Origin of the sequence: Pseudoduganella sp. UC29_71 (assembly GCF_042693265.1) — a bacterium.
In the GTDB taxonomy this organism is placed as follows: domain Bacteria; phylum Pseudomonadota; class Gammaproteobacteria; order Burkholderiales; family Burkholderiaceae_D; genus Rugamonas.
Genome location: NZ_CP170549.1, coordinates 261,293 through 282,679 on the forward strand (window position 1 = coordinate 261,293; position 21,387 = coordinate 282,679).

At 65.1% G+C, this 21,387-nt stretch carries 18 protein-coding genes and 1 other RNA gene; 12 read left to right on the forward strand and 7 right to left on the reverse strand.

What is annotated here, in order from left to right; genetic code table 11:
* Positions 1-160: 160 nt before the first annotated feature.
* From ftsX to ACFJI2_RS01210, 4 genes are all read right to left on the reverse strand, one after another.
* Positions 161-1,075, reverse strand: a complete 915-nt coding sequence (gene ftsX / locus ACFJI2_RS01195) for a permease-like cell division protein FtsX (RefSeq protein WP_377703396.1) — start codon at positions 1,073-1,075, stop codon at positions 161-163.
* Complete coding sequence (locus ACFJI2_RS01200; protein ID WP_377703397.1) at positions 1,072-1,755, reverse strand: cell division ATP-binding protein FtsE; 684 nt, start codon at positions 1,753-1,755, stop codon at positions 1,072-1,074. Before ACFJI2_RS01200 ends, ftsX begins: the two co-directional genes overlap by 4 nt.
* A gap of 22 nt (positions 1,756-1,777) precedes the next feature.
* On the reverse strand, positions 1,778-2,842 hold the full coding sequence (gene ftsY, locus ACFJI2_RS01205; RefSeq protein WP_377703398.1) for a signal recognition particle-docking protein FtsY: 1,065 nt from the start codon (positions 2,840-2,842) through the stop codon (positions 1,778-1,780).
* Between the two features lie 131 nt (positions 2,843-2,973).
* Positions 2,974-3,915, reverse strand: coding sequence for a MerR family transcriptional regulator (locus tag ACFJI2_RS01210; protein ID WP_377703399.1), 942 nt, complete (start codon positions 3,913-3,915; stop codon positions 2,974-2,976).
* 761 nt (positions 3,916-4,676) lie between these two features.
* Here ACFJI2_RS01210 and ACFJI2_RS01215 point away from each other — a divergent pair.
* Both ACFJI2_RS01215 and ACFJI2_RS01220 read left to right on the forward strand, forming a co-directional pair.
* The gene (locus tag ACFJI2_RS01215) at positions 4,677-5,753 is read left to right on the forward strand and encodes a porin (protein WP_377703400.1); all 1,077 of its coding nucleotides are present in this window, start codon (positions 4,677-4,679) and stop codon (positions 5,751-5,753) included.
* 79 nt (positions 5,754-5,832) lie between these two features.
* On the forward strand, positions 5,833-6,399 hold the full coding sequence (locus tag ACFJI2_RS01220; protein WP_377703401.1) for a hypothetical protein: 567 nt from the start codon (positions 5,833-5,835) through the stop codon (positions 6,397-6,399).
* Positions 6,400-6,464: 65 nt separating this feature from the next.
* Here the strand turns inward: ACFJI2_RS01220 and ACFJI2_RS01225 are convergent, their stop codons facing one another.
* Positions 6,465-8,165 carry a thiamine pyrophosphate-binding protein gene (locus tag ACFJI2_RS01225; RefSeq protein WP_377703402.1) on the reverse strand — a complete coding sequence of 567 codons (1,701 nt, stop codon included), beginning with the start codon at positions 8,163-8,165 and terminating at the stop codon, positions 6,465-6,467.
* Positions 8,166-8,336: 171 nt separating this feature from the next.
* On the opposite strand from ACFJI2_RS01225, the gene rnpB reads away from it, so the two are divergent.
* Positions 8,337-8,678, forward strand: an RNA gene (rnpB, locus tag ACFJI2_RS01230) — RNase P RNA component class A.
* A 30-nt stretch (positions 8,679-8,708) separates the two neighbouring features.
* Positions 8,709-10,214: a glycerol kinase GlpK gene (gene glpK, locus ACFJI2_RS01235; RefSeq protein WP_377703403.1), complete on the forward strand. Its 1,506-nt coding sequence runs from the start codon at positions 8,709-8,711 to the stop codon at positions 10,212-10,214.
* Between the two features lie 15 nt (positions 10,215-10,229).
* Here glpK and ACFJI2_RS01240 read toward each other — a convergent pair whose 3' ends face one another.
* Together ACFJI2_RS01240 and ACFJI2_RS01245 are read right to left on the reverse strand one after the other, a co-directional pair.
* Positions 10,230-11,147: an AEC family transporter gene (locus ACFJI2_RS01240; RefSeq protein ID WP_377703404.1), complete on the reverse strand. Its 918-nt coding sequence runs from the start codon at positions 11,145-11,147 to the stop codon at positions 10,230-10,232.
* A gap of 1 nt (position 11,148) precedes the next feature.
* Positions 11,149-12,144 (reverse strand): TauD/TfdA family dioxygenase, encoded by a 996-nt coding sequence (locus ACFJI2_RS01245; RefSeq protein ID WP_377703405.1) that lies wholly within the window; start codon positions 12,142-12,144, stop codon positions 11,149-11,151.
* 261 nt (positions 12,145-12,405) lie between these two features.
* Between ACFJI2_RS01245 and ACFJI2_RS01250 the strand changes: the two genes are divergently transcribed.
* The 8 genes from ACFJI2_RS01250 to ACFJI2_RS01285 all read left to right on the forward strand — a co-directional run bounded on the left by ACFJI2_RS01250 (position 12,406) and on the right by ACFJI2_RS01285 (position 21,379).
* The gene (locus ACFJI2_RS01250; protein WP_377703406.1) at positions 12,406-14,055 is read left to right on the forward strand and encodes a methyl-accepting chemotaxis protein; all 1,650 of its coding nucleotides are present in this window, start codon (positions 12,406-12,408) and stop codon (positions 14,053-14,055) included.
* Positions 14,056-14,125: 70 nt separating this feature from the next.
* Complete coding sequence (locus ACFJI2_RS01255; protein ID WP_377703407.1) at positions 14,126-14,578, forward strand: PAS domain-containing protein; 453 nt, start codon at positions 14,126-14,128, stop codon at positions 14,576-14,578.
* 38 nt (positions 14,579-14,616) lie between these two features.
* Complete coding sequence (locus ACFJI2_RS01260) at positions 14,617-14,895, forward strand: helix-turn-helix domain-containing protein (RefSeq protein ID WP_377703408.1); 279 nt, start codon at positions 14,617-14,619, stop codon at positions 14,893-14,895.
* A 189-nt stretch (positions 14,896-15,084) separates the two neighbouring features.
* A complete protein-coding gene (locus ACFJI2_RS01265; RefSeq protein WP_377703409.1) occupies positions 15,085-17,340 on the forward strand; it encodes a collagenase in 2,256 nt (751 codons plus the stop codon).
* A 579-nt stretch (positions 17,341-17,919) separates the two neighbouring features.
* The gene (gene mraZ / locus ACFJI2_RS01270; RefSeq protein WP_107876051.1) at positions 17,920-18,348 is read left to right on the forward strand and encodes a division/cell wall cluster transcriptional repressor MraZ; all 429 of its coding nucleotides are present in this window, start codon (positions 17,920-17,922) and stop codon (positions 18,346-18,348) included.
* A 12-nt stretch (positions 18,349-18,360) separates the two neighbouring features.
* Positions 18,361-19,329, forward strand: coding sequence for a 16S rRNA (cytosine(1402)-N(4))-methyltransferase RsmH (gene rsmH / locus ACFJI2_RS01275; protein WP_107876053.1), 969 nt, complete (start codon positions 18,361-18,363; stop codon positions 19,327-19,329).
* Positions 19,326-19,598 (forward strand): cell division protein FtsL, encoded by a 273-nt coding sequence (gene ftsL, locus ACFJI2_RS01280; protein WP_132136545.1) that lies wholly within the window; start codon positions 19,326-19,328, stop codon positions 19,596-19,598. Before rsmH ends, ftsL begins: the two co-directional genes overlap by 4 nt.
* A complete protein-coding gene (locus ACFJI2_RS01285) occupies positions 19,598-21,379 on the forward strand; it encodes a peptidoglycan D,D-transpeptidase FtsI family protein (RefSeq protein WP_377703410.1) in 1,782 nt (593 codons plus the stop codon). Before ftsL ends, ACFJI2_RS01285 begins: the two co-directional genes overlap by 1 nt.
* Positions 21,380-21,387 lie beyond the last annotated feature (8 nt).

The following is a 21,387-nucleotide window of genomic DNA, read 5'->3' on the forward strand; positions in this document are numbered from 1 at the left end:
CGCGTTGTATTTGCGAAACGTCAATATGCATAGGATAGCCGGGGGAGGCGGCGGGGACTGTGCGTGAACGCACTTTCGGCGGGTTACGGGCTGCGCCCTAACCCGCCCTACGATGGACGTTGTAGGGCGGGTTAGCGCTGCGCGCGTAACCCGCCGTAACTCAGTTCAGGCGGGCCAGATGGCGCTGCACCGACAGCACGGCGCCGATCAGGCCCAGCGTGGCGGACACGGCCAGCAGGCCGGCCATGGGCAGCGGCTCCAGCGGGGCGAGCTGGAATTCGGAGGCGTACAGGCGGGCGAACTCGGCAATGGCCTGGTTCAGCGGCTGCAGCGCCAGCGCCACCGCGCCCAGCGCCACGCCGCCGGCGCACAGGCCGAGCAGGGCGCCGGTGTAATAGAAGGGGCGGTGGATGAAGGTGTCGGTGGCGCCGATCAGCTTGGAGACCAGGATTTCCTCGCGCTGCGTCAGCACCTGCAGGCGGATGGTGTTGAATACCACCGCCACCACCACGGTGCCCAAGGTGGCCGCCAGCAGCAGCAGGGCCAGCTTGAGCACGCCGATCAGCGCGGCCAGGCGCTTGACCCAGGCCGAGTCGATCTGCACCGTGTCCACGCCGGGCAGGGCGCGCATCTGTTCGGCCAGCAAGTCCACGTCCAGGCCGGCTGCCGCGCTGCGGAAGGCGTCCAGCTTGACGATGTAGCTGTCCGGCAGCGGGTTTTCACCCAGGGTGGCGATCACGTCCGACAGGCCGCTCTTGCCTTTCAGGTTGTCCAGCGCCTTTTCGCGCGGCACGAAGATGATCTTGGCGTCCTTCATCAGCTCGCGCAGCGGCGTGGCCAGCGCGGCCGATTGCTCGCGCGAAACGTCCTGTTTCATGAACAGGCTGATTTCGGGATCGACCGACATCTGCTCGGACAGGGGGCGCACATTGTCCAGCAGCGTCAGCCCCATGAAGGGCAGCGCCAGGGCGATGGCCACCACCAGGATGTTGAACAGGAAACTGCCGGGCGCCTTGCGCAGGTGCACCAGCGCCGCGCCGAGGGCGAAGCCGTGTTGACGGAACCAGCTGGTCATGCGGCCTCCTCCTGCGCGGCTGCGTCGCCGGCGCCGTGCAGCTGGCCCTGTTTCAGATGGATCACGCGCGCCGCGCCGGCCAGCACCTGGTCGTCGTGGGTGGAGATCAGGCACGTCACGCCCACCGAGTGGAAGGCGCGCAGCGCCTCCAGCACGCGGTCGGCGCTGGCGCGGTCCAGGTTGGCGGTCGGCTCGTCGGCCAGGATGATCTGCGGGCGGTTGACGATGGCGCGCGCGATCGACACGCGCTGCTGTTCGCCGCCGGACAGGGCCAGCGGCGAGGCGCTGGCGCGCTCGCCCAGGCCCACCTTGTCGAGCGCGGCGCGGGCGCGCTGCTCGGCTTGCGCGCGCGGCTGGCCGGTCACCATCAGCGGCATCATCACGTTGGCGAGGATGGAGCGGTCGGTGAGCAGGCGCTGTTCCTGGAAGATCAGGCCCAGGTTGCGGCGCAGGAAGGGCACGCCGGCCGGCTTCAGCTTGCCGATGTCCTGGCCGTTGACGATGACCTTGCCGGAGCTGGGGCGCTCCATGGCGGCGATCATCTTCAGCAGGGTGGACTTGCCGGCGCCGGACGGGCCGGCCAGGAACACCAGTTCGCCCTTGTTGACGGTCAGCGACACGTCGCGCAGCGCGGTGGCGTCGGCCGAGTATTGTTTGCTAACGTGCTGGAATTCGATCATGGGCGCGCGCTGTCCTTATCCGTTATCCGAGCAGGGCTTCGACGAATTCCGTGGCGTTGAACGGCTGCAGGTCCTCGATGCGCTCGCCGATGCCGATGAAGTACACCGGCACCGGGCGCACGCGGGCAATGGCCGCGATGACGCCGCCCTTGGCCGTGCCGTCCAGCTTGGTGATGATGAGGCCGCTCAGTTGCAGCGCGTCGTCGAAGGCTTTCACCTGCGCCAGTGCGTTCTGGCCGGTGTTGCCGTCGATTACCAGCAGGGTTTCGTGCGGCGCGCCTTCCAGGCCCTTGCCCAGCACGCGCTTGACCTTTTTCAGCTCTTCCATCAGGTGCAGCTGGGTCGGCAGGCGGCCGGCGGTGTCGATCATGACCACGTCGATGCCCTTGGCCTTGGCCGACTGCACCGCGTCGTAGGACACGGCGGCCGGGTCGCCGGACTCCTGCGAGATGACGGTGACGTTGTTGCGCTGGCCCCACACCATCAGCTGCTCGCGGGCGGCGGCGCGGAAGGTGTCGCCGGCGGCCAGCAGCACCGACTGGCCGTGGCCCTGCATGTGCTTGGCCAGCTTGCCGATGGTGGTGGTCTTGCCGGCGCCGTTGACGCCGGAAATCATCATCACCAGCGGCTGGTGGCGGCCCAGCTCGAACGGCTTTTGCAGCGGCGCCAGCAGCTCGATCATCAGGGTTTTCAGCGCGGCCTTCACGGCAGCCGCGTCCAGCAGCTTGTCTTCCTTGACCTTGCGCTTGAGCGCGTCGAGCAGGAATTCGGTGGCGTCGATGCCGGCGTCGGACATCAGCAGCGCCGCTTCCAGCTCGTCGTACAGGTCGTCGTCGATCTTGGCGCCGACAAACAGCACGGACAGGTTGGCGGAGGTCTTGGACAGGCCGGCTTTCAGGCGCGCCATCCAGTTCGGCTTGTCTTGCTCGGCGCCGGGGGCGGTCAATGGGGCTTGCGTGGCCGGCAGCAGCGTGCCGGCAGCGTCGGCGGCAGGCGCCGGGGCGTCCGTTGGCGCGGGGGCGGCTGCCGTGGGCAGGACGGGAGGAGTCTCAGGCTGGACAGGTTTTTTCTTGAAGAAGCTAAACATTGGTGTGCGGTAGAGGGCTTCAAGCGAAGGTCCGGCGGCGCCGGACGGGGAAATCTGCCGGTATTCTACCAGAGCGCGGGCGGCCAGCCGCGGCGGGGTTGTCCGATCATTAACCGGTCATGGCGCGATCATCAACCGATCGGCAAGGCCTGGGTGCGCACGCGCACGCGCCAGTCGGCGATGCCGCCGCCGATTTCGGCCAGCTGGAACACGCGCACGAAGGCAGGCGGACGCTTGCGCAGGGCCGAGCAGTTGCCGCCGGCCCAGATTTCCACCGTGTCCGGCAGGCGCGCGCGCAGCTCTTTCAAGCCGTCCAGCGCCTGGCGCGGGTTCATGGACGCCGACAGCGACAGCGCCACGATGTCCACGCCCAGGCTGCGGGCGGCGTCGGCAATGTCGGGCACCGGGGTCTGGATGCCGAGCGAGATGGCGTGCGCGCCTTCGGCGGCGAACAGGGCCTCGGCCATCAGCAGGCCCAGGCCGTGGCGTTCCTGCGGCAGCGTGGTCAGCAGGATGCGCGGGCGCGGTGCGCCGTTGTGGTTGGCGTTCGCCTGCGGCACCGAGAAAATCGCGCTACGCATCACCATCTGCAGCGATTCGGCAAACAAATGTTCTTCAAACACGGCGAAGCGGCCCGAGGCCCAGGCGTCGCCCACCATCACGGTCAGCGGCGTCACGAGGTCGATAACGAAGCTTTTCAAGCCCATCACCAGCAGCGCCTGCGACAGCTTGCGGCGCAGCGCGTCCATCTGGTGCGCCTTGCACAAGTCGAGGTAGACCTGCAGTTCGGGGTGTTGGGCGCGGCTGCGCACCTTGTTGCTGTCGGCCGCCTTCTCGGCCAGCGCCTGCAGCTCTTCCGGGCTGTACTGGATGACTTTGCCGGGGCGGAAGCCGAGGTCGATCAGGCGTTTGACCAGGCGCAGCTTGACCACTTGTTCGGTCGGGTAGACGCGCTCGCCGAACGGGTCGCGCAGGGGCTGCGGGAAATCGTAACGGCGCTCCCAGACACGCAAGGTCTCTTTGGCCACGCCGGTGTCGCGCTCAACGTCGCTGATGGTACTGGGGACTGTCAAAGAGGGGGCCTCAGTGTTCATTTTGCCTAAGCGGCCACGTGTTCGGGGGGGCCGCGCTTTCTATGCGCAGGGGGCTGGTGCCCATGTGCGAACTGCATTCTACATTCGTTTCGGTAGAGAAAGTGACACGTGCCCGGGGGCGTTTTCGCCCGAAACTTCCCTATGGCTACCCTTGTCCACGACACAGTTGAGCCAGCCCGAACAATGCACTCGATTCCGCCGCCAGCGATGGTTTTGTCATAGACAAAAAAAGTCGGCCAATTGAAAAAAATTTCTGGAAGTGTTGTATCGGGGAGGCGGGATGGGAGCAGGTCAAAGCGGACTCGTTAGCTAAACGATACGCCAGCCGCTGCCGCCGTCAAGGGGCGCACGCGAGCCGCCGTACATTCTACTGTGGATATTACTTATAACTAACAAGTCCGAGCAAGATTGGCGGGTTTGCTGTATAAATAATGCTGTTTGGTTCAGCTTGCAGTTCCGTCTACAGGTGCACACTGGACGATTCATAACACTTGCTGGATTAGCAAACGGCCAGTATAGTGCCGCCTCCAGAGCCAAACGCTCTGTGACAAGCCGGCAACAACGAGCGGCAGCCTATATAAGTGACGCGTTTCTTATCCGAAATCGCAGTGTGGCAATCGGGGATTGCCCTCACAAATAATAAAGTGTGGTGCCTGCGAAGCGGGCGCCGACAAGCACAAGAATTGAGCCGTGGTTCCAGCTTTACCCATTTATGCAACACAAACTGAAGGAAACTCGTAATGAAAAAAACTCTGATCTCCATCGCAGTTCTGGGTGCAATGAGCAATGCAGCTTTCGCCCAATCGAACGTCACCATCTACGGTATCGTTGATGCCGGCCTGGTCTCCGAGCGTGGCGGCAAAGCAGGTAACGTAACGAAGGTAAGCAGTGGTGTTGCCAATACTTCCCGTATCGGCTTCCGTGGTACCGAAGACCTGGGTGGCGGCCTGTCCGCAGTGTTCCTGCTGGAATCGGGCTTCGCAGCCGACACCGGCGTGGGCGACGCATCCGGCCTGTTCCAGCGCCAGTCGTACGTAGGCCTGGTGTCGAAAGAAGCCGGCTCGCTGACCCTGGGCCGCCAGTACACCCCGCTGTACAACGCCCTGGTGCAAGTAGCCGACCCATTCCAGGCTGGCCTGGCTGGTTCCGCCAAGAACCTGTTCTCCGCTTCGGGCGCCAGCGTGCGTATCTCGAACTCGGTTAACTACAAGACCCCAACCTACAACGGCTTCAGCGGCGAACTGCAATATGGCGTAGGCGAGCAAGCCAAAGCCGACGCCGGCCGTCAACTGGGCGCATCGCTGGCCTACGCCAACGGTGCTCTGAACGCGCGCCTGGCTTACAGCGCACGCAACAACGACACCGCCACCGCAGGCCTGCCAGTGGTGAACCGCGACTACGCGCACAACACCCTGTTCGCTGCCAACTACGACTTCCAGGTTGTAAAAGGCTACTTCGCGTACGCAAAAGACAAGGGTCCAACCTCGTCCCCGCTGCCTAACCCAACCGCCTACACCGCTACCGCCGTGGCCGCTTCGACCGACAGCGACACCATGCTGATCGGCGCAACCGCTCCTATCGGCGGCGCAGGCACCCTGATCGCTTCGTACATCCGCAAGGACGACAACGAACTGGCGAACCGCGATGCTGACCAGTGGGCACTGGGCTACTCCTACGCTCTGTCGAAGCGCACCAGCACCTATGTTGCTTACGCCAAGATCAAGAACAAGCGCGGCGCCAGCTACACCGTTGGTAACAACGCTGAAGCCGGTACGGGCGACAAAGCATTCAACGTCGGCATCAAGCACACCTTCTAATTCCGCCTGAACGGAGTTAAATGCTGAGAACGGCGGCCTGCGGGCCGCCGTTTTTTATTCCGGTGCTAAAATTGCGCCCATGAAAATTGCTCACCAAATCGCCTGTTTCTCCCTGCTGGCCGCCAGTGCCGCGATTGCCGCGCCGAAGGCGGCCACCAAGCCTGCCGCCGGCGGCTTGCCGCGCTACGGCATGGCAGTGTATTCGGACCTGTGCGTGCACCCGGAAAGCGGTGAATTCGGCGGCCAGCGCATCAGCGTGCAGCGCTTTGCCGAAGTCGATACGGTGATTTATGAATTCACGGCAGGCGGCTTGAGCTGGCCGCTGGTGGCCGGCGACGTGAATATCGACCCGCAAGGCAGGCAGATGTATTTCACGGTGCAGGTGGACGAGGAAGAGCGCACCATTAGCGGCAAGTTCCAGGACAAAGGCGACACCTTGGTGCTCGATGGCGGCTATTGCGGCCAGCCGGATGTGCCGTCCAGGCTCAGGAAGGTCAAGGATTTCGGGCGCGCGGCACCGGTCTGCAAGCCGTGCCCCGCACCCAAGCCGGCCCCGCTGGAGCCGGAAGAGGAGGCGCCTGCCGTGCCGAAGATGCCGCACGAGGCGCCGGTCAAGCAGGCCGCGCCGCAGCCGCAGCAGGCTTGAGGCGCGGGCGGCGTTGCCAATGGCGGGTTACGCGTTCCGCTAACCCGCCCTACGTGCCACGTGGCTTATGCCTTGCGGGATGCTTCGGCGTTCTTGCGGATGGTTTCCAGCGTGGCGCCCGGCGTGATCAGGTTGCCGTCGTAGCGCAGTTCGATTACGGCAGGCAGGTTTTTGCCGCGCGTATGCTCCAGGGCGCGCTGTAGCGCAGGCGCGAACTGCGCCGTCTCCGTGACCACCTCGCCATGCGCGCCGTAGGCTTGCGCCAGGGCCGCGAAGTCAGGGTTGTGCAATTCGGTGCCCGACACGCGGCCCGGATAGTTCTTCTCCTGGTGCATGCGGATGGTGCCGAACATGCCGTTGTTGAACACGATGATGATCACGCCGGCCTGGTACTGCACGGCGGTGGCCAGCTCCTGGCCGTTCATCATGTACTCGCCGTCGCCGGCGAAGGTGATCACGGTGCGCGACGGATCGATAATCTTGGCCGCCACGCCGGCCGGCACGCTGTAGCCCATGGCGCCGCTGGTGGGCGCGAGCTGGGTGCGCATGCCGCCGTAGCGGTGGAAGCGGTGCGCCCAGGTGGCGTAGTTGCCAGCGCCGTTGGTGATGATGGTGTCGGCCGGCGTCAGCGCGTCCATGTCCTGCACCAGCTGCCACAGGTTCAGCGGGGCCTGGCCGTCCTGGAAGATGGGCGGCGGCTGCTGGAAGGCCAGGTAGTCGGCTTTGGCCTCGGCCACGCTGCCTTGCCAGGCCGACGCGTCCACCGGTTCCATGGCCGCCAGCATGGCGGCCACTTGCGGCATGCCGCTGGCGATCATCAGCTCGCCCTGGTAGACGCTGCCCAGTTCCTCCGGGCTGGCGTGGATGTGCACCAGGCGCTGCTGCGGTACGGGCGAGGACAGCAGCTCGTAGCCGCTGGTGGTCATCTCGCCCAGGCGCGGGCCGATGGCGATCAGCACGTCCGCATTCTTCACGCGCGCGGCCAGCTTCGGATTGATGCCGATGCCCACGTCGCCGACGTAATGCGGATGGTTGTTGTCGAGCAGGTCCTGGAAGCGGAAAGCGCAGGCCACCGGCAGCGCGTTGGCCTCGGCAAAGCGCTGCACGTCGGCGCACGCCTGCGCGTTCCAGCCGCCGCCGCCCAGCAGCACCAGCGGGCGCCTGGCCCCGGCCAGCATGGCGCGCAGCTGCGCCATCTGCGGCTGCGACGGCGCGCCCTGCGTGGGCTGGTAGCGGCCGGTGTCGGCCACGGCCGCCATGGTGGTCAGCATATCTTCCGGCAGGGCCAGCACCACGGGGCCGGGGCGGCCGCTGGTGGCCACCTGGAAGGCGCGCGCCATGTATTCGGGGATGCGGTCGGCGCGGTCGATCTGCGCCACCCACTTCGCCATCTGGCCGTACATGCGGCGGTAATCGATCTCCTGGAACGCCTCGCGGTCCATGAAATCGCCGCCCACCTGGCCGATGAACAGGATCATGGGCGTCGAGTCCTGGAAGGCCGTGTGCACGCCGATGGACGCATTGGTGGCGCCCGGGCCGCGCGTGACGAAGCAGATGCCGGGCTGGCCGGTCATCTTGCCGTAGGCCTCGGCCATGAACGCCGCGCCGCCCTCCTGGCGGTTGATGATGAAGCGGATGCCGGATTCATGCAGTGCGTCGAGCACATCGAGATAGCTTTCGCCGGGCACGCCGAAGGCGGTATCGACGCCATGGATCTTCAGGGCGTCCACCAGTATCTGGCCACCGGTGCGGGAGGGATGCGTCATGGTCTGACCTTTAAGGAAAGTGATGCGGCATTCTACGGCCAGCCCCGGCGCGCGGCTTTTGAAATGGCGACATCAAATTTCCAAAATGGGGTCAGGGTTAGTTTTTTTGTTGCAAAAACTAACCCTGACCCCATTTTTTTGGCGAGGGGGCGGCGTGGTACAATATGCGTTGAAGCAAGCCAGACAGCCGCTGGCCGATGCAGCAATGCGGAGGCGGGAGGAAGGTCCGGACTCCATAGAGCGGGGTGACGGTTAACGGCCGTCCGCTGAAAGCCTTTCGGGGTATAAGGCGAGGAATAGGGCCACAGAGACGAGCGTATTAAGTTACGGTGAAACGCGGTAACCTCCACCTGGTGCAATTTCAAATAGGCACGCGATGATGCTGCTCGCGGAGCGTGCGGGTAGAAAGCTTGAGCGCTGGAGTAATCCAGCGCCTAGAGGAATGGCTGTCATAGCGCAGACCCGCAAGGGCGAGCGCCGTAACAAAATCCGGCCTATCGGCTTGCTTCAACTGAATACACCGTTTTGCATGGGGACATGCCGATGAAACGATACATCCTGGCGCTCGACCAGGGTACCACCAGCTCGCGCGCCATCCTGTTCGATCACCAGGGCCTCATCCACGGCAGCGCGGCGCTGGAATATCCGCAGCATTATCCCCATCCCGGCTGGGTCGAGCACGATCCCAACGAAATCTGGAACAGCCAGCTCACCGTGGCCCGCAAGGTGCTGCACGACCACCACGTCGATGCGCAGCAGGTGAGCGCCATCGGCATCGCCAACCAGCGCGAGACCACCGTGGTGTGGGACCGCAAGACCGGCGAGCCGATCGCGCCCGCCATTGTCTGGCAGGACCGCCGCACGGCCGATATCTGCGACCAGCTGCGCGCCGACGGCAAGGCCAGGCTGATCGCCGAGTGCACCGGCCTGGAGCTGGACGCCTACTTCTCCGCCACCAAGATCAAATGGCTGCTGGACCATGTGCCCGGCGCGCGCGAGCGCGCCCGCCACGGCGCGCTGGCCTTCGGCACCATCGATTCCTGGCTGGCGTGGAAGCTGTGCGGCGTGCACGTGACCGACGTCAGCAACGCTTCCCGCACCATGCTGTTCAACATCCACCTGATGCGCTGGGACGCCGACCTGCTGGCGCTGTTCGATATTCCCGAGCAGATGCTGCCGCAGGTGGTGTCGTCCAGCGAGGAAGTCGGCATGACGCGCGCGGCGCTGTTCGGCCGCGAGATCCCCGTGGCCGGCATCGCCGGCGACCAGCAGGCCGCCACCTTCGGCCAGGCCTGCCATGCGCCGGGCATGGTCAAGAACACTTACGGCACCGGCTGCTTCATGCTGATGCACGCCGGCCGCCAGGCGGCCGTGTCGCACAACCGCCTGCTATCCACGGTGGGCTGGCGCGTGGACGGGCGCACCGATTACCTGCTCGAAGGCAGCGTGTTCATGGGCGGCGCCACCGTGCAGTGGCTGCGCGACGGGCTGGGCATCATCAAGCAGTCGGGCGACGTGGAGGCGCTGGCGAACAGCGTGCCCGACAGCGACGGCGTGCTGCTGGTGCCGGCCTTCACCGGCCTGGGCGCGCCGCATTGGGATCCGTACGCGCGCGGCGCCCTGATGGGCATGACGCGCGGCACCACGGCGGCGCACATCGCGCGCGCGGCGGTGCAAGCGATCGCCTACCAGAGCGCCGAGCTGCTGGCGGCCATGCAGAAGGACGTGGCCGCGTCGCACCGTTCGATCCCCGTCACCGAGGTGCGCGCCGACGGCGGCGCGGCGCGCAACGATTTGCTGATGCAGTTCCAGGCCGACCTGCTGGGTGTGCCCGTGGTGCGGCCGAAAGTGACGGAAACCACGGCGCTGGGCGCGGCCTACCTGGCCGGCCTGGCGGTCGGCTTCTGGGATTCGACAGAGGAAATCGCGGCGCAGTGGCAATGCGAACGCCGCTTCGAGCCGGCCATGGGCGCCGACCAGCGCGCCGCATTGCTGGCGCGCTGGTCGCGCGCGGTCGAGCGCGCCAAGGGCTGGGACGCGCCGCTCTGACCGCGCGCGCCGGGCCTAGCCGCCCATGAGCGGCAGGAAATTCTTGCTGAGCGGGACCGTGACGGCCGCCAGCAGGGTTTGCAGCGTGATCAGCGCCGCCATCAGGCGCGTGTCGCCGCCCAGCTGCTTGGCCATGATGTAGGCGTTGGGCGCGGTCGGCAGGGCACAGTAGAAGGTGGCCGCCAGCGCCACCGGGCCGGACACGGCGAGCAGCACGCACACCTTGGCCGCCACCAGCGGCAGCGCCACCAGCTTGAGCAGGGAGGCCCAGCCCAGCGCCACCGGCCGCAGCCCCTGCAGCGAGAACACCAGCCCGCTGCCCACGCACACCAGCCCCAGGCACAGCGCGGCCTTGCCGAGGATGTCGAGCGTGTTCATCAGCGGCAGCGGAATGGTGATGCTGGACAGGCTCACCAGCATGCCGGCCAGCGTGGACAGGATGATGGGATTGCGCGCCAGCGTCCGGGCGATCTGGCGCAGGTCGGCCTTGCTGCCGCTCCACCACGACAGCGCGATGATGGATACCACGTTCACCACCGGCAGGCACAGCGCCAGCGACAGCATCACCAGCGCCGCCGTGCCGGCGTCGAAGAACAGCGACGACACGGCCAGTCCGAAATAGGTGTTGGGCCGCATCGCGCCCTGCACCACGGACGAGCGGCTGGCCGCGGGCAGGCCGCGCGCGCCCAGCATGGCCAGCAAGGTGACGCCGATGATGATGAAGGTGGGCAGCAGCGTGGCCAGCGCCAGTTCGCCCACCTGGCTGCCGGCAAAGCTGAGCCGCGCCGTGCCGGCGAACAGCAGGGCGGGGAAGGCGATGTTGTAGGAGAACTTTTCGATCGACGGGAAGAAGGCCTCCGGCAGCCACTCGTAGTGGCGGATGGCCACGCCCAGCAGGATGATCAAAAAAACGGGAATGATGGATGCGAGCATGTCAGTCTGCCGAGATGCCCGACGGCCCGATGCGCCGGGCGTTAGGCGTGTTGGAAATGCGGATACGGATCAGGTGCCGTGCCGGATCGGTGTAGCCGGCGCGGCCGTGCAGCGTGCGGTGGTTGTCCGCCCATAGCAGGGTGTCGTCCGGCAGGCAGCGGTCGAAGCGCGGGGCGCGCCGTTCGACGATGTCGTTCAGCAGTTCCAGCGCGGCGCTGAGCTGCGGCGTGGCCAGGTCGGGCCGCGCTGCCAGTCCCTTGACGATGGAGTCGTAGCGCCAGCGCATCGCCAGCCCGCCCTCCAGCGTGAACACCGGTGCCAGATGATACTCGACTTGCTGCTCGCTTGCTGCGTACACCGACGGCACGCGGAAGGGCACCGGCTGCGTGCACAGCAGGCGGTAGGCGTCGCGCCCGGCGCTGGTCTTGTTCAGCTCGGCCACGATGTCTTCGATGTCGATCAGCAGCGAGGCGCCGCCGTTGCAGCGCGCCGCGTTCACCACGTACAGCAGGAACTGCTCTTCGGGCATGGGGTAAAAGGACGAGTCGGTGTGCATGTCGGCGCCGCCCACGCGTTCGGAGAAGGTCACAAAGCGCGCCTGCGCCGCTTCGCCCGGCGCGGCGGCGCTGCGGGCGCGCACGTCCCAGGCCACGCGCCGGGTGCGCTGGTCGGTGGAAGTGGGGTAGCCCTGGCTCAGCGCGATGGCGTACAGCACCGCGTTGCGGCGCGCCTCGTCCAGGCCGTCCAGGCCCAGCCCGGTGATCGCCAGGCCGCGCGCCTTGCGCTGCGCCATCGCCTGGGCCAGGCGCTGCAGCGTGGGGATGGCCAGCAGCTTGCGCCGCAATGCTTCCTCGTCCGGATGCGGGTAGAAGCCGTTGCCGTTGAAATCGTCGAAGTGCTGCGCGACCAGGGCGTGGATGGCGTCCAGATCCTCACCCCAGGAAAAGTTGCGTTTAACGATGGAAATTTTGCCGGATTGTTCGATGGACGTCAGCATGGCGGGCTCCTCATGAATATTGCCACATGGCAACTATATACGAGTATTGCTTACTAACGGGAAATATTGCAAGCTTTTTTGCTGCATCGCAGCAATTCACAATTCCGGACACGATTTCAGTCTGCCGAGCTATTGTGGGAACTACGTAGTTCAAACTTTATTTTGACCAAAAGCACTCTTTTGGTAGAGCCTTCAGCAAAAAATATTGCGATGCAGTATCATATTTCCACCAAGAAAAATATTTGTCAAAGGAATAAAAATATGAATTGGCTGCGCGAACGCAAGCTATCGACCAAGCTGGGCCTGGCCTTCGCTTCGGTGCTGGCGCTGACAGTGTGTGTCGGCGTGTTTTCCATCCTCAAACTGGCCGAAGTGAACCGCACGGCCAATGAACTGTCCTCGCGCTGGATGCCGAGCATGCGCGTGATCCAGGACATCAAGTCGCAGATTGCGCGGGTGCGCACGCGCGAATTCCAGTACATCATTTCGACCGAGCAGGCCGACATGGACAAGTACGACAAGGTGATCGCCGCCGACCTGGTGGACCTGGGCAAGATGCAGGCCGAGTACGTGCAGCTGCTGGCCACGCCGGAAGAGAAGGAAATGTACGCCGCCTTTGTCTCCATGTGGGAGCGCTACATGGCCGAGGACGTGAAAATCCGCGCCGCCGCCCGCGCCAACGACGACGCGGCAGCCAAAGCGCTGATCCGGGGCGAATCGAACAAGCTGATCGTGGCCTTGCGCGGCCAGGTGGACAAGCTGGTGGCGCTGTACGGCGCCGGCGGCACCCAGGCCGCGCAGGACGGCGAGCGCCTGTACACGTCGGCGCGCAGCTGGATTATTTCGCTGCTGGCGGCCAGCGTGGTGCTGGGCGCGCTGGGCGCGGCGCTGATCACGCGCTGGCTGATGCGCCGCCTGGGCGGCGAGCCGGACTACGCGGCGCAGATCGCCAACCGCATCGCCGCCGGCGAATTGTCGGTGGAGGTGCACACGGCGCCGGGCGACAACCGCAGCCTGCTGTATGCCATGAGCAGCATGCGCGCCAGCCTGGCGCACATAGTCGGCCAGGTGCGCGTGGCCACCGACACCATCGCCAGCGCCTCGGACCAGATCGTGGCCGGCAACCTGGACCTGTCGGCGCGCACCGAGCAGCAAGCCAGCTCGCTGGAGGAAACCGCCGCCTCGATGGAAGAGCTGACCTCGACCGTCAAGCAGAATTCGGCCAGCGCGCGCCAGGCCAACCAGCTGGCGCTGACCGCCTCGGGCATCGCTGAAAAGGGCGGCGCCGTGGTGGGGCAGGTGGTGGAAACCATGGGCAGCATCAATGCCTCGGCGCGCAAGATCGTGGACATCATCGGTGTCATCGACGGCATCGCGTTCCAGACCAATATCCTGGCGCTGAACGCGGCCGTGGAAGCGGCGCGCGCCGGCGAGCAGGGCCGCGGCTTTGCCGTGGTGGCGTCGGAAGTGCGCAACCTGGCGCAGCGCTCGGCCGCTGCCGCCAAGGAAATCAAGGTGCTGATCGGCGACTCGGTGAACCAGGTCGAAGCGGGCAGCATGCTGGTCAGCCAGGCCGGCGCCACCATGGAGGAAGTGGTGGTGAGCGTGCGCCGCGTGACCGAAATCATGAGCGAGATCACGCTGGCAGGCCAGGAGCAGAGCGCCGGCATCGAGCAGGTGAACCAGGCCATCGCGCAAATGGACAGCGTCACCCAGCAGAACGCCGCGCTGGTGGAGGAGGCCACGGCCGCGTCGCAAAGCATGAGCACCCAGGCGGTGGGACTGGCTTCGCTGGTGAGCATCTTCACGCTGGACGGCCACGCCGCGCCGCGCGCGCCGTCCGATGCGCAGCCCGGCCAGGCCCGGCAGCGGCGCGCTGCGCTGGCGCACAGCCTCGGCAAGGCCGCCTGAGCCGCGCGGCCCGGCGCCGCGCAGATCGGGTAATATCCGCCGTTATTATTAAAATAATGGCGGAGGAGACATGTTCAATGTGGAACTGGCGGCCATCGAAACGCTGTTCGATGCGCTGAGCGACGTGGCGTTTTTCGTCAAGGACCGCGACGGCCGCTACCTGGCCGCCAACCACACGCTGGTGCGGCGCTGCGGCTTGCGCAGCAAGCAGGAGCTGGCCGGCAAAACCGTGCTGGAGGTGCATCCGCGCTCGCTGGCGCAAACCTACATCGCGCAGGACCGCCAGGTGATCGAGCTGGGCTGCACCATCCGCCAGCACCTGGAACTGCATCTGTACCCGAACCGCCGCCACGGCTGGTGCCTGACGCACAAGGTACCGCTGCGCGACGAGGCGGGGGCCATCGTCGGCCTGGTCGGCACCTCGCACGACCTGGGGCTGGCGGACGACCATCACCCCGTGTACCGGCAGATCGCCGGCATCGCCAGCATATCCGCGAGCACTACCGCGAGCCGCTGTGCCTGAAGCAGCTGGCGCGCGACGCCGGCCTGCCGCTGGCGCGCGTGGAGCGCCTGTTCCAGCGCGTGTTCCATTACAGCCCGCGCCAGCTGCTGCTGCAGACGCGGCTGAACGGCGCGCTGGCGCTGATCGAATCCGGGCGCGCGCTTTCCATCGCCGAGATCGCCGCCGATTGCGGCTACACCGATCACAGCGCCTTCAGCCGCCAGTTCAAGGCGCTCACCGGGCAGACGCCCGTGCAGTACCGCGCCCAGTGCCGCGCGTCATCCGCCGGCCCCGCCGCCGCATCGCTGCTGGCAACGCTGGCGCCGCTGGCAAACTGATAGCTGTGGCTTTTCTGCGCCGGCCGCGCCGGCCCGCTGTGCCGATCCTCAGCCTGTTGCCGTTTAAATAGAGCGAATGGCTCCGTACGCCTGTTTTTGCTGTCATTCGGGAAATCTTGTGCCGCTAGTATTTCCTGGCCGGGGCGCTGTTCCGGCGACCTTATCGACCATAAAACAGGAGCGGTACACATGTCATTCCCAAGAAATGCAGCGGCCCTCGCAATATTGATCGCATCCGGCACAGCTGTCGCCGCCGACACCCATGACGCCGAGCATGCCCGCCTGCGCCAGGCGCCCATGCCGCATGCGCGCCAGAGCCTGCCGCCTTCGGCCGAGCAGAGCCGCTACAACCTGCCGGTGAGCAAGAAGCCGCGCTACGACCTGATGCCGCGCCAGCTGCGCAGCAGCGCGCCGGCCACTGCGGCCGGCACACTCGCCGCCACGCCTGAGTGCAAGGACATGGCGCGCATGGCCAGCTACAGCGGCGCGGCGCTGGCCGACTACCTGGCCGGCCTGCCGGACTACGAGTGCACCTACGGCCTGTTCTCGCTGGACGCGCAGCAGGCCGCCACCCTCTATTCGGCCACCAATATGAACGCGGTGGCCAGCCGCCTGGCGCAGGAAGCGGCCGGCTACAACGCCAGCAATATGAAGCTGGTGAACCTGGTGCTCTACCTGCGCGCCGGCTACTACCTGGCCGGCGCCGGCACCATGCCGGAACCGGCCGCCGCGCTGGCCGTGTCGCTGCGCGCGCCGATCAGGCAGCTGGCCGAGGGCGGCGCGCTGTACCAGCCGAACGCGGCCGCCGAAAGCACGGCGCTGGAAACCTTCAAGCTCATCACCAATCTGCACGACGAGCTGTACTACCTGCCCAGCGTGAAGTCTGTCCTCACCCGCTTCACCAACCGCAGCGGCTACCCGAACGCGGCCGAGGCGCTCAAGCAGAACAGCGCCGGCGGAGGCCTCACCGGCGCGCTGATGGTGCTGTTCTACGCGCACGGCCGTCCCGGCGGCGCCGACCTGCTGAAGGCCGACCTGTCCTACGCCACCGCGCTGAACACCTTCGTCACCGCCAACAAGGCGGCCCTGCTCAACAGCAACGCCGCCTACGAGCTGACCGACGCCGCCAACGAAGCGTTCCGCTTCATGCAGTACGCCGCGCTGAAGGCCGGGGTCAAGCCCATGGTGCAGAACACGCTGCAAACCAGCAGCATGACCGGCGCCGACAGCGGCCTGTGGCTGGCCGCCGCTTCCGCCGTGAAGTATTACGACAGCGCCGCCTGCGCCGAGTACGGTACCTGCAACTACGAGCAGCAGCTGGCCGATACCGTGCTCAAATACAGCCGCCAGTGCAGCCCCAGCCTGCGCCTGCGCGCGCAGGACATGACGGAGGCGCAGATGACCGAAGTGTGCACCGCCCTGCAGCAGGAGGAGGGCTATGTGCACGCCATGCTGCAAACCCAGCGCACCCCGGTGGCCAGCGACAACAACACCGCGCTGGAGCTGGTGGTGTTCGACGACTATAGCAATTACAGCAAGTACGCCGGCATCATCTACGGCATCGGCACCGACAACGGCGGCATGTACCTGGAGGGCAATCCGGCGCAGGCTGGCAACCAGGCACGCTTCATCGCGCACGAGGCGTCCTGGCTGCGGCCCGCGTTCAAGGTGTGGAACCTGGAGCACGAGTATGTGCACTACCTGGACGGCCGCTACAATATGTACGGCGATTTCGGCGCCTCCACCGCCGTGCCCACCGTGTGGTGGATAGAGGGCATTGCGGAATACCTGTCGCTCAAGAACGATAACCAGGTGGCCATCGACATGGCGAAAACGCGCACTTACCGCCTGAGTGAGATCTTCGGCAACACCTACAGCATGGGCGACTACACCAACCGCGCCTACCGCTGGGGCTATATGGCCACCCGCTTCATGATGGAAAAGCACCGCCCGGACGTGGACGGCATGCTGGCCAAGTTCCGGCTGGGCGACTACGCGCGTTATCAAACCGCTATCGGCCAGATCGGCACGGCCTACGACAACGAGTTCGCCGCCTGGGTGGACACGGCCACCACGGCCGGCCAGCCGCCGCTGCCGAACGACGATCCGGGCGCCAGCCTGCCGGCCTGCGCCTCGTCCAGCAACCTGGGCAAGAACTGCGCGGTGCGCAACCTGGCGTCCAGCTACCGGTCCTACTTCACGCTGATGCTGCCGGCCGGGGCGAAAAACCTGAAACTGGCCACCCGCAACGGCACCGGCGACGTGAATATGTACCTGGCGCTGGACCGCTGGCCGACGCCAGCGAATTACGACCAGCTTTCCGCCAAAGCGGGAAATGCGGAAGATATTGCGCTGGCTAATCCGACGGCAATGCGCTGGTATTACATTACGCTGGACGCGAAACAGCCGTTCACCGGCGTCACCTTAAGCGTAATGTACGAGTAAAAAGCCGCGCTTTGCGTATAATAAATACAGGTCAAGCCCGTCCCGCGCGGGCTTGAATTTGTCTATACAAGTTGTTGCAGTTGCAGTCAGAAGGAAATGTTCAGCACTGGTTTGATCCCAAGATTCCCCGTCCTGCCTGATCGCGCGCAAAGCGCGGCAGAGTGCCAAATCCCACAAAAAATCCCCACTCCGACCGTTGCGGCGTAGCCGCGCCAGCGCTGCCTGATGCTGTTGTCCATTTACTACTGAAGAGTTGTCATACGGCAACCTTATAATTCTTTTTCAATTTTTTCTTGACATCTTTTTCGTGCTGAGACTAGCTCCGGGCGCAGTGGGATTGATGAGGTAGCACTTTCACTATGCTGTGTAAGTCTCTAATTTCACGAAACATTTTTACTAGAGCCCGCATCAAGGATCGACGCTAAGTCCTTAATTTCATTAATAAAATCCACGTTTTCCCAATTGGAAACCGCTTGACCACTATCTTTCCATCCTCTAAAGTGGGCAACTGTGTGAAAAAGTGTAGTTTTGTGGGATTTTCAGACCGAGTTTTCTGTCCCTAATTAAAAAAGGTAATACGTGTTTCAAGGCGCTTCCGCGATCACTCTCGATGCGAAAGGCAGGATGTCCATCCCGGCCAAGCATCGCGACGCACTGGCTATCCAGTGCGAAGGACGCCTCACGCTTACCAAGCACCCCGATGGCTGCCTGCTGATGTACCCGCGCCACGTGTGGGAAGCCAAGCGCGACCAGATCGCCGCCTGGCCGATGTCGGCCCGCGGCTGGCAGCGCATTTTGCTGGGCAACGCCAGCGACGTGGAAATGGACTCGGCCGGCCGCATCCTGGTGGCGCCCGAGCTGCGCGACGCCGTCGGCCTGGGCCGCGAAGTGGTGCTGTCGGGCATGCTGACCCATTTCGAGATCTGGGACCCGGCCCGCCGTGCCGAAAACGAGCAAGCCACCATCGACGTCGGCATGCCCGACGCGCTTTCCGATTTTTCTTTCTAAGGCCCGCCCAAAATGACTTCAGTTGCGGTGCCAGAATTCCAGCATCGTACGGTGCTGCTAGACGAGGCGGTGGACGCGCTCCAGCTGGACGGCGAGCGCGCCAACGGCCTCTATATAGACGGCACTTTCGGCCGTGGCGGCCACAGCCGCCTGATCCTGTCGCGCCTGGGCGCGCAAGGCCGCCTGCTGGCCTTCGACAAGGACCCGCAGGCCATCGCCACCGCCGAACAAATCACCGACCCGCGTTTCCAGATCGTGCATGACAGTTTCGCCACCATGGCTTCCGCGCTGGCGGAACGGTCCATGCCCAAGGTGGACGGCGTGCTGCTGGACCTGGGCATCTCTTCGCCGCAGGTGGACGACGCCGCCCGTGGCTTCAGTTTCCGCAACGATGGTCCGCTCGACATGCGCATGGATACCACGCGCGGCATGTCGGCTGCGGAATGGCTGGCTACCGAAACCGTAGAGACACTGGAAAAGGTGATAAAAGAATATGGGGAAGAACGGTTTGCTTTTCAGATTGCAAAGGCGATTGTTGCTCGCCGGGCAGTCGAACCAATTTCAACCACACGACAGCTTGCCGGTATCGTGGCAGGGGCGGTCAAGACCCGTGAAAAGGGCAAGGACCCGGCCACCCGGACTTTTCAGGCTATCCGGATTTTCATCAATAAGGAACTCGAGGATCTTGAAGCCGGACTGACCCACGCCTACGACTGCGTGGCGCCCGGCGGCATCCTGGCCATCATCAGCTTCCACTCGCTGGAAGACCGCATGGTCAAGCGCTTCTTCGCGTCCAAGGCCAATGTGCCGCAGCCGGACCGGCGCCTGCCGATCCGCGCGGTGGACCTGCCGCAGCCGGAACTGAAGCTGCTGGCCAAGGTCAAGCCGTCCGACGCCGAAGTGGACGCCAACCCGCGCGCCCGCTCGGCGGTGATGCGCGTGGCGCGCCGCCTTCCTTACGACGACAAGGCGGCGGCGTGAGCTTCAAGATCAACATCGTCCTGGCGGCCCTGCTGGTCGGCTGCGCGCTCTCGCTGGTGAACGCGCAGTACCAGGCACGCCATCTGTTCATCGACCTGGAGCGCGCGCAGGCCAAGGCGCGCCAGCTCGACATCGACTGGGCGCAGCTGCAGCTGGACCAGTCCAAGCTGGGCAAGCACGCCCGTATCGAAGAAATCGCCCGCCGCGACCTGAACATGACGCAGCTGACGCCGAACCGCACGCAATACCTCACGCAAGGAGAGAAGTGATGCGCGCAGGCGGCGGAGCAAACAGCGCACGCGTGGCACGCTCGAAGGGCATGCCATTCTCGAAGAGCCCCATGCTGGCGGTGAGCCTGCCGCCATGGCGCTCGCGCGTGGTGCTGTTCGTGCTGTTCGCAGCGTTCGCCGCCCTGGCAATCCGCGCACTGTGGCTGCAGGGCGTGTCGACGCAGTTCCTGCAGAAGCAGGGCGAGAACCGCTACGCCTTCACCCTGGAGCTGCCGGCCACGCGCGGCAAGATCACCGACCGCAACGGCCAGGTGCTGGCTTCCTCCGTGCCCGTGAAAGCCATCTGGGCGATCCCGGACGACGTGCTGGCCGCGCCGCCTGAAAAAATCCGCGCGCTGGCGGCCCTGCTCGAGATGAGCGAAGGCGACCTGCGCAAGAAGCTCGATTCGGACCGCGACCTGGTCTACCTGAAACGCCAGGTGGAGATGGACGTGGCGGCCAAGATCGCCGAGCTGAAGATCGACGGCATCGAGGCGCGCAAGGAATACAAGCGCTTCTACCCGCAGGGCGAAGTGATGACGCACGTGGTGGGCTTTACCAACGTGGAGGACGTGGGCCAGGAAAGCATGGAGCTGGCGCAGCAGAAGACGCTGCAGGGCACCACCGGCAGCCGCCGCGTGATCAAGGACCGCCTCGGCCACATCGTCGAGGACATCGGCTCCATCCACGAGCCGCACGACGGCAAGGACCTGACGCTGTCGGTGGACAGCAAGATCCAGTACATCGCCTACACCCAGCTCAAAGGCGCGGTGGAGAAATTCAAGGCCAAGGCCGGCGGCGCGGTGGTGCTGGATGTGCACACAGGCGAAGTGCTGGCGCTGGCCAACTACCCGAGCTACGACCCGAACGACCGCCGTTCGCTGACCGGCGCGCAGCTGCGCAACCGCGTCATGACCGACACCTTCGAGCCCGGCTCCACGCTCAAGCCCATCACGGTGGCGCTGGCGCTGGACAGCGGCCGCGTGAACCCGAATTCCTATATCGACACCGGCGCCGGACGCTACACCATCCTGGACCGCACCATCAGCGACACCAAGGGCCACGGCGTGATCAACGTGTCGCAGATTATCGAAATGTCGTCCAACATCGGCACCTCGAAGATCGCGCTGAGCATGCCGGCCCAGGAGATGTGGGAGATGTTTACCAAGGTCGGTTTCGGCCAGCAGCCGAAGTGGGGCTTCCCCGGCGCGGTGGCGGGCCGCGTGCGGCCATATAAGTCCTGGCGTCCGATCGAGCAGGCCACCATGAGCTACGGTAACGGCATTTCGGTGTCGCTGATCCAGCTGGCGCGCTCCTACATGATGTTCGCCCGCAACGGCGACACCATTCCGCTGTCGTTCCAGAAGGTGACCGAGCCGCCGGTGGGCCAGCAGATCATCAAGCCCAAGACCGCCGAGCAGATGCGCGCCATGCTGGAGAACGTGGTCTCGGGCAAGGACGGCACCGCCAAGCAGGCACAGATTCCAGGCTACCGCGCGGGCGGCAAGACCGGCACCGCCTACAAGGTGGAAAACGGCCGCTACGCCATACCGCGCAAGTACATCGGCTCCTTCGTCGGCATGGTGCCGATGTCGAATCCGCGCTTCATCATCGCTGTCATGATCGACGAACCTACCCAGGGCGGCCACTTCGGCGGCCAGGTTGCAGCTCCGACTTTCGCCGCCGTTGCGGCCAATGCGTTGCGTTCCCTGAATGTGCCGCCGGATTCGTCCGTCACCGAAATCGTCATCCCTGCCGACGGCGGGGCGGACGTTATGTAATGAGCGCC

Excerpts from the sequence above, each read along its gene's own strand:
- ACFJI2_RS01215 (WP_377703400.1), top strand. The coding sequence starts at position 4,677 with ATGAAAAAAACTCTGATCTCCATCGCAGTTCTGGGTGCAATGAGCAAT.
- ACFJI2_RS01225 (WP_377703402.1), bottom strand. The coding sequence starts at position 8,165 with ATGACGCATCCCTCCCGCACCGGTGGCCAGATACTGGTGGACGCCCTG.
- ACFJI2_RS01265 (WP_377703409.1), top strand. The coding sequence starts at position 15,085 with ATGTCATTCCCAAGAAATGCAGCGGCCCTCGCAATATTGATCGCATCC.
- ACFJI2_RS01240 (WP_377703404.1), bottom strand. The coding sequence starts at position 11,147 with ATGCTCGCATCCATCATTCCCGTTTTTTTGATCATCCTGCTGGGCGTG.
- ACFJI2_RS01255 (WP_377703407.1), top strand. The coding sequence starts at position 14,126 with ATGTTCAATGTGGAACTGGCGGCCATCGAAACGCTGTTCGATGCGCTG.
- glpK (WP_377703403.1), top strand. The coding sequence starts at position 8,709 with ATGAAACGATACATCCTGGCGCTCGACCAGGGTACCACCAGCTCGCGC.
- ACFJI2_RS01250 (WP_377703406.1), top strand. The coding sequence starts at position 12,406 with ATGAATTGGCTGCGCGAACGCAAGCTATCGACCAAGCTGGGCCTGGCC.
- ACFJI2_RS01220 (WP_377703401.1), top strand. The coding sequence starts at position 5,833 with ATGAAAATTGCTCACCAAATCGCCTGTTTCTCCCTGCTGGCCGCCAGT.
- ACFJI2_RS01245 (WP_377703405.1), bottom strand. The coding sequence starts at position 12,144 with ATGCTGACGTCCATCGAACAATCCGGCAAAATTTCCATCGTTAAACGC.
- rsmH (WP_107876053.1), top strand. The coding sequence starts at position 18,361 with ATGACTTCAGTTGCGGTGCCAGAATTCCAGCATCGTACGGTGCTGCTA.
- ACFJI2_RS01285 (WP_377703410.1), top strand. The coding sequence starts at position 19,598 with ATGCGCGCAGGCGGCGGAGCAAACAGCGCACGCGTGGCACGCTCGAAG.
- ACFJI2_RS01200 (WP_377703397.1), bottom strand. The coding sequence starts at position 1,755 with ATGATCGAATTCCAGCACGTTAGCAAACAATACTCGGCCGACGCCACC.
- ftsX (WP_377703396.1), bottom strand. The coding sequence starts at position 1,075 with ATGACCAGCTGGTTCCGTCAACACGGCTTCGCCCTCGGCGCGGCGCTG.
- ftsY (WP_377703398.1), bottom strand. The coding sequence starts at position 2,842 with ATGTTTAGCTTCTTCAAGAAAAAACCTGTCCAGCCTGAGACTCCTCCC.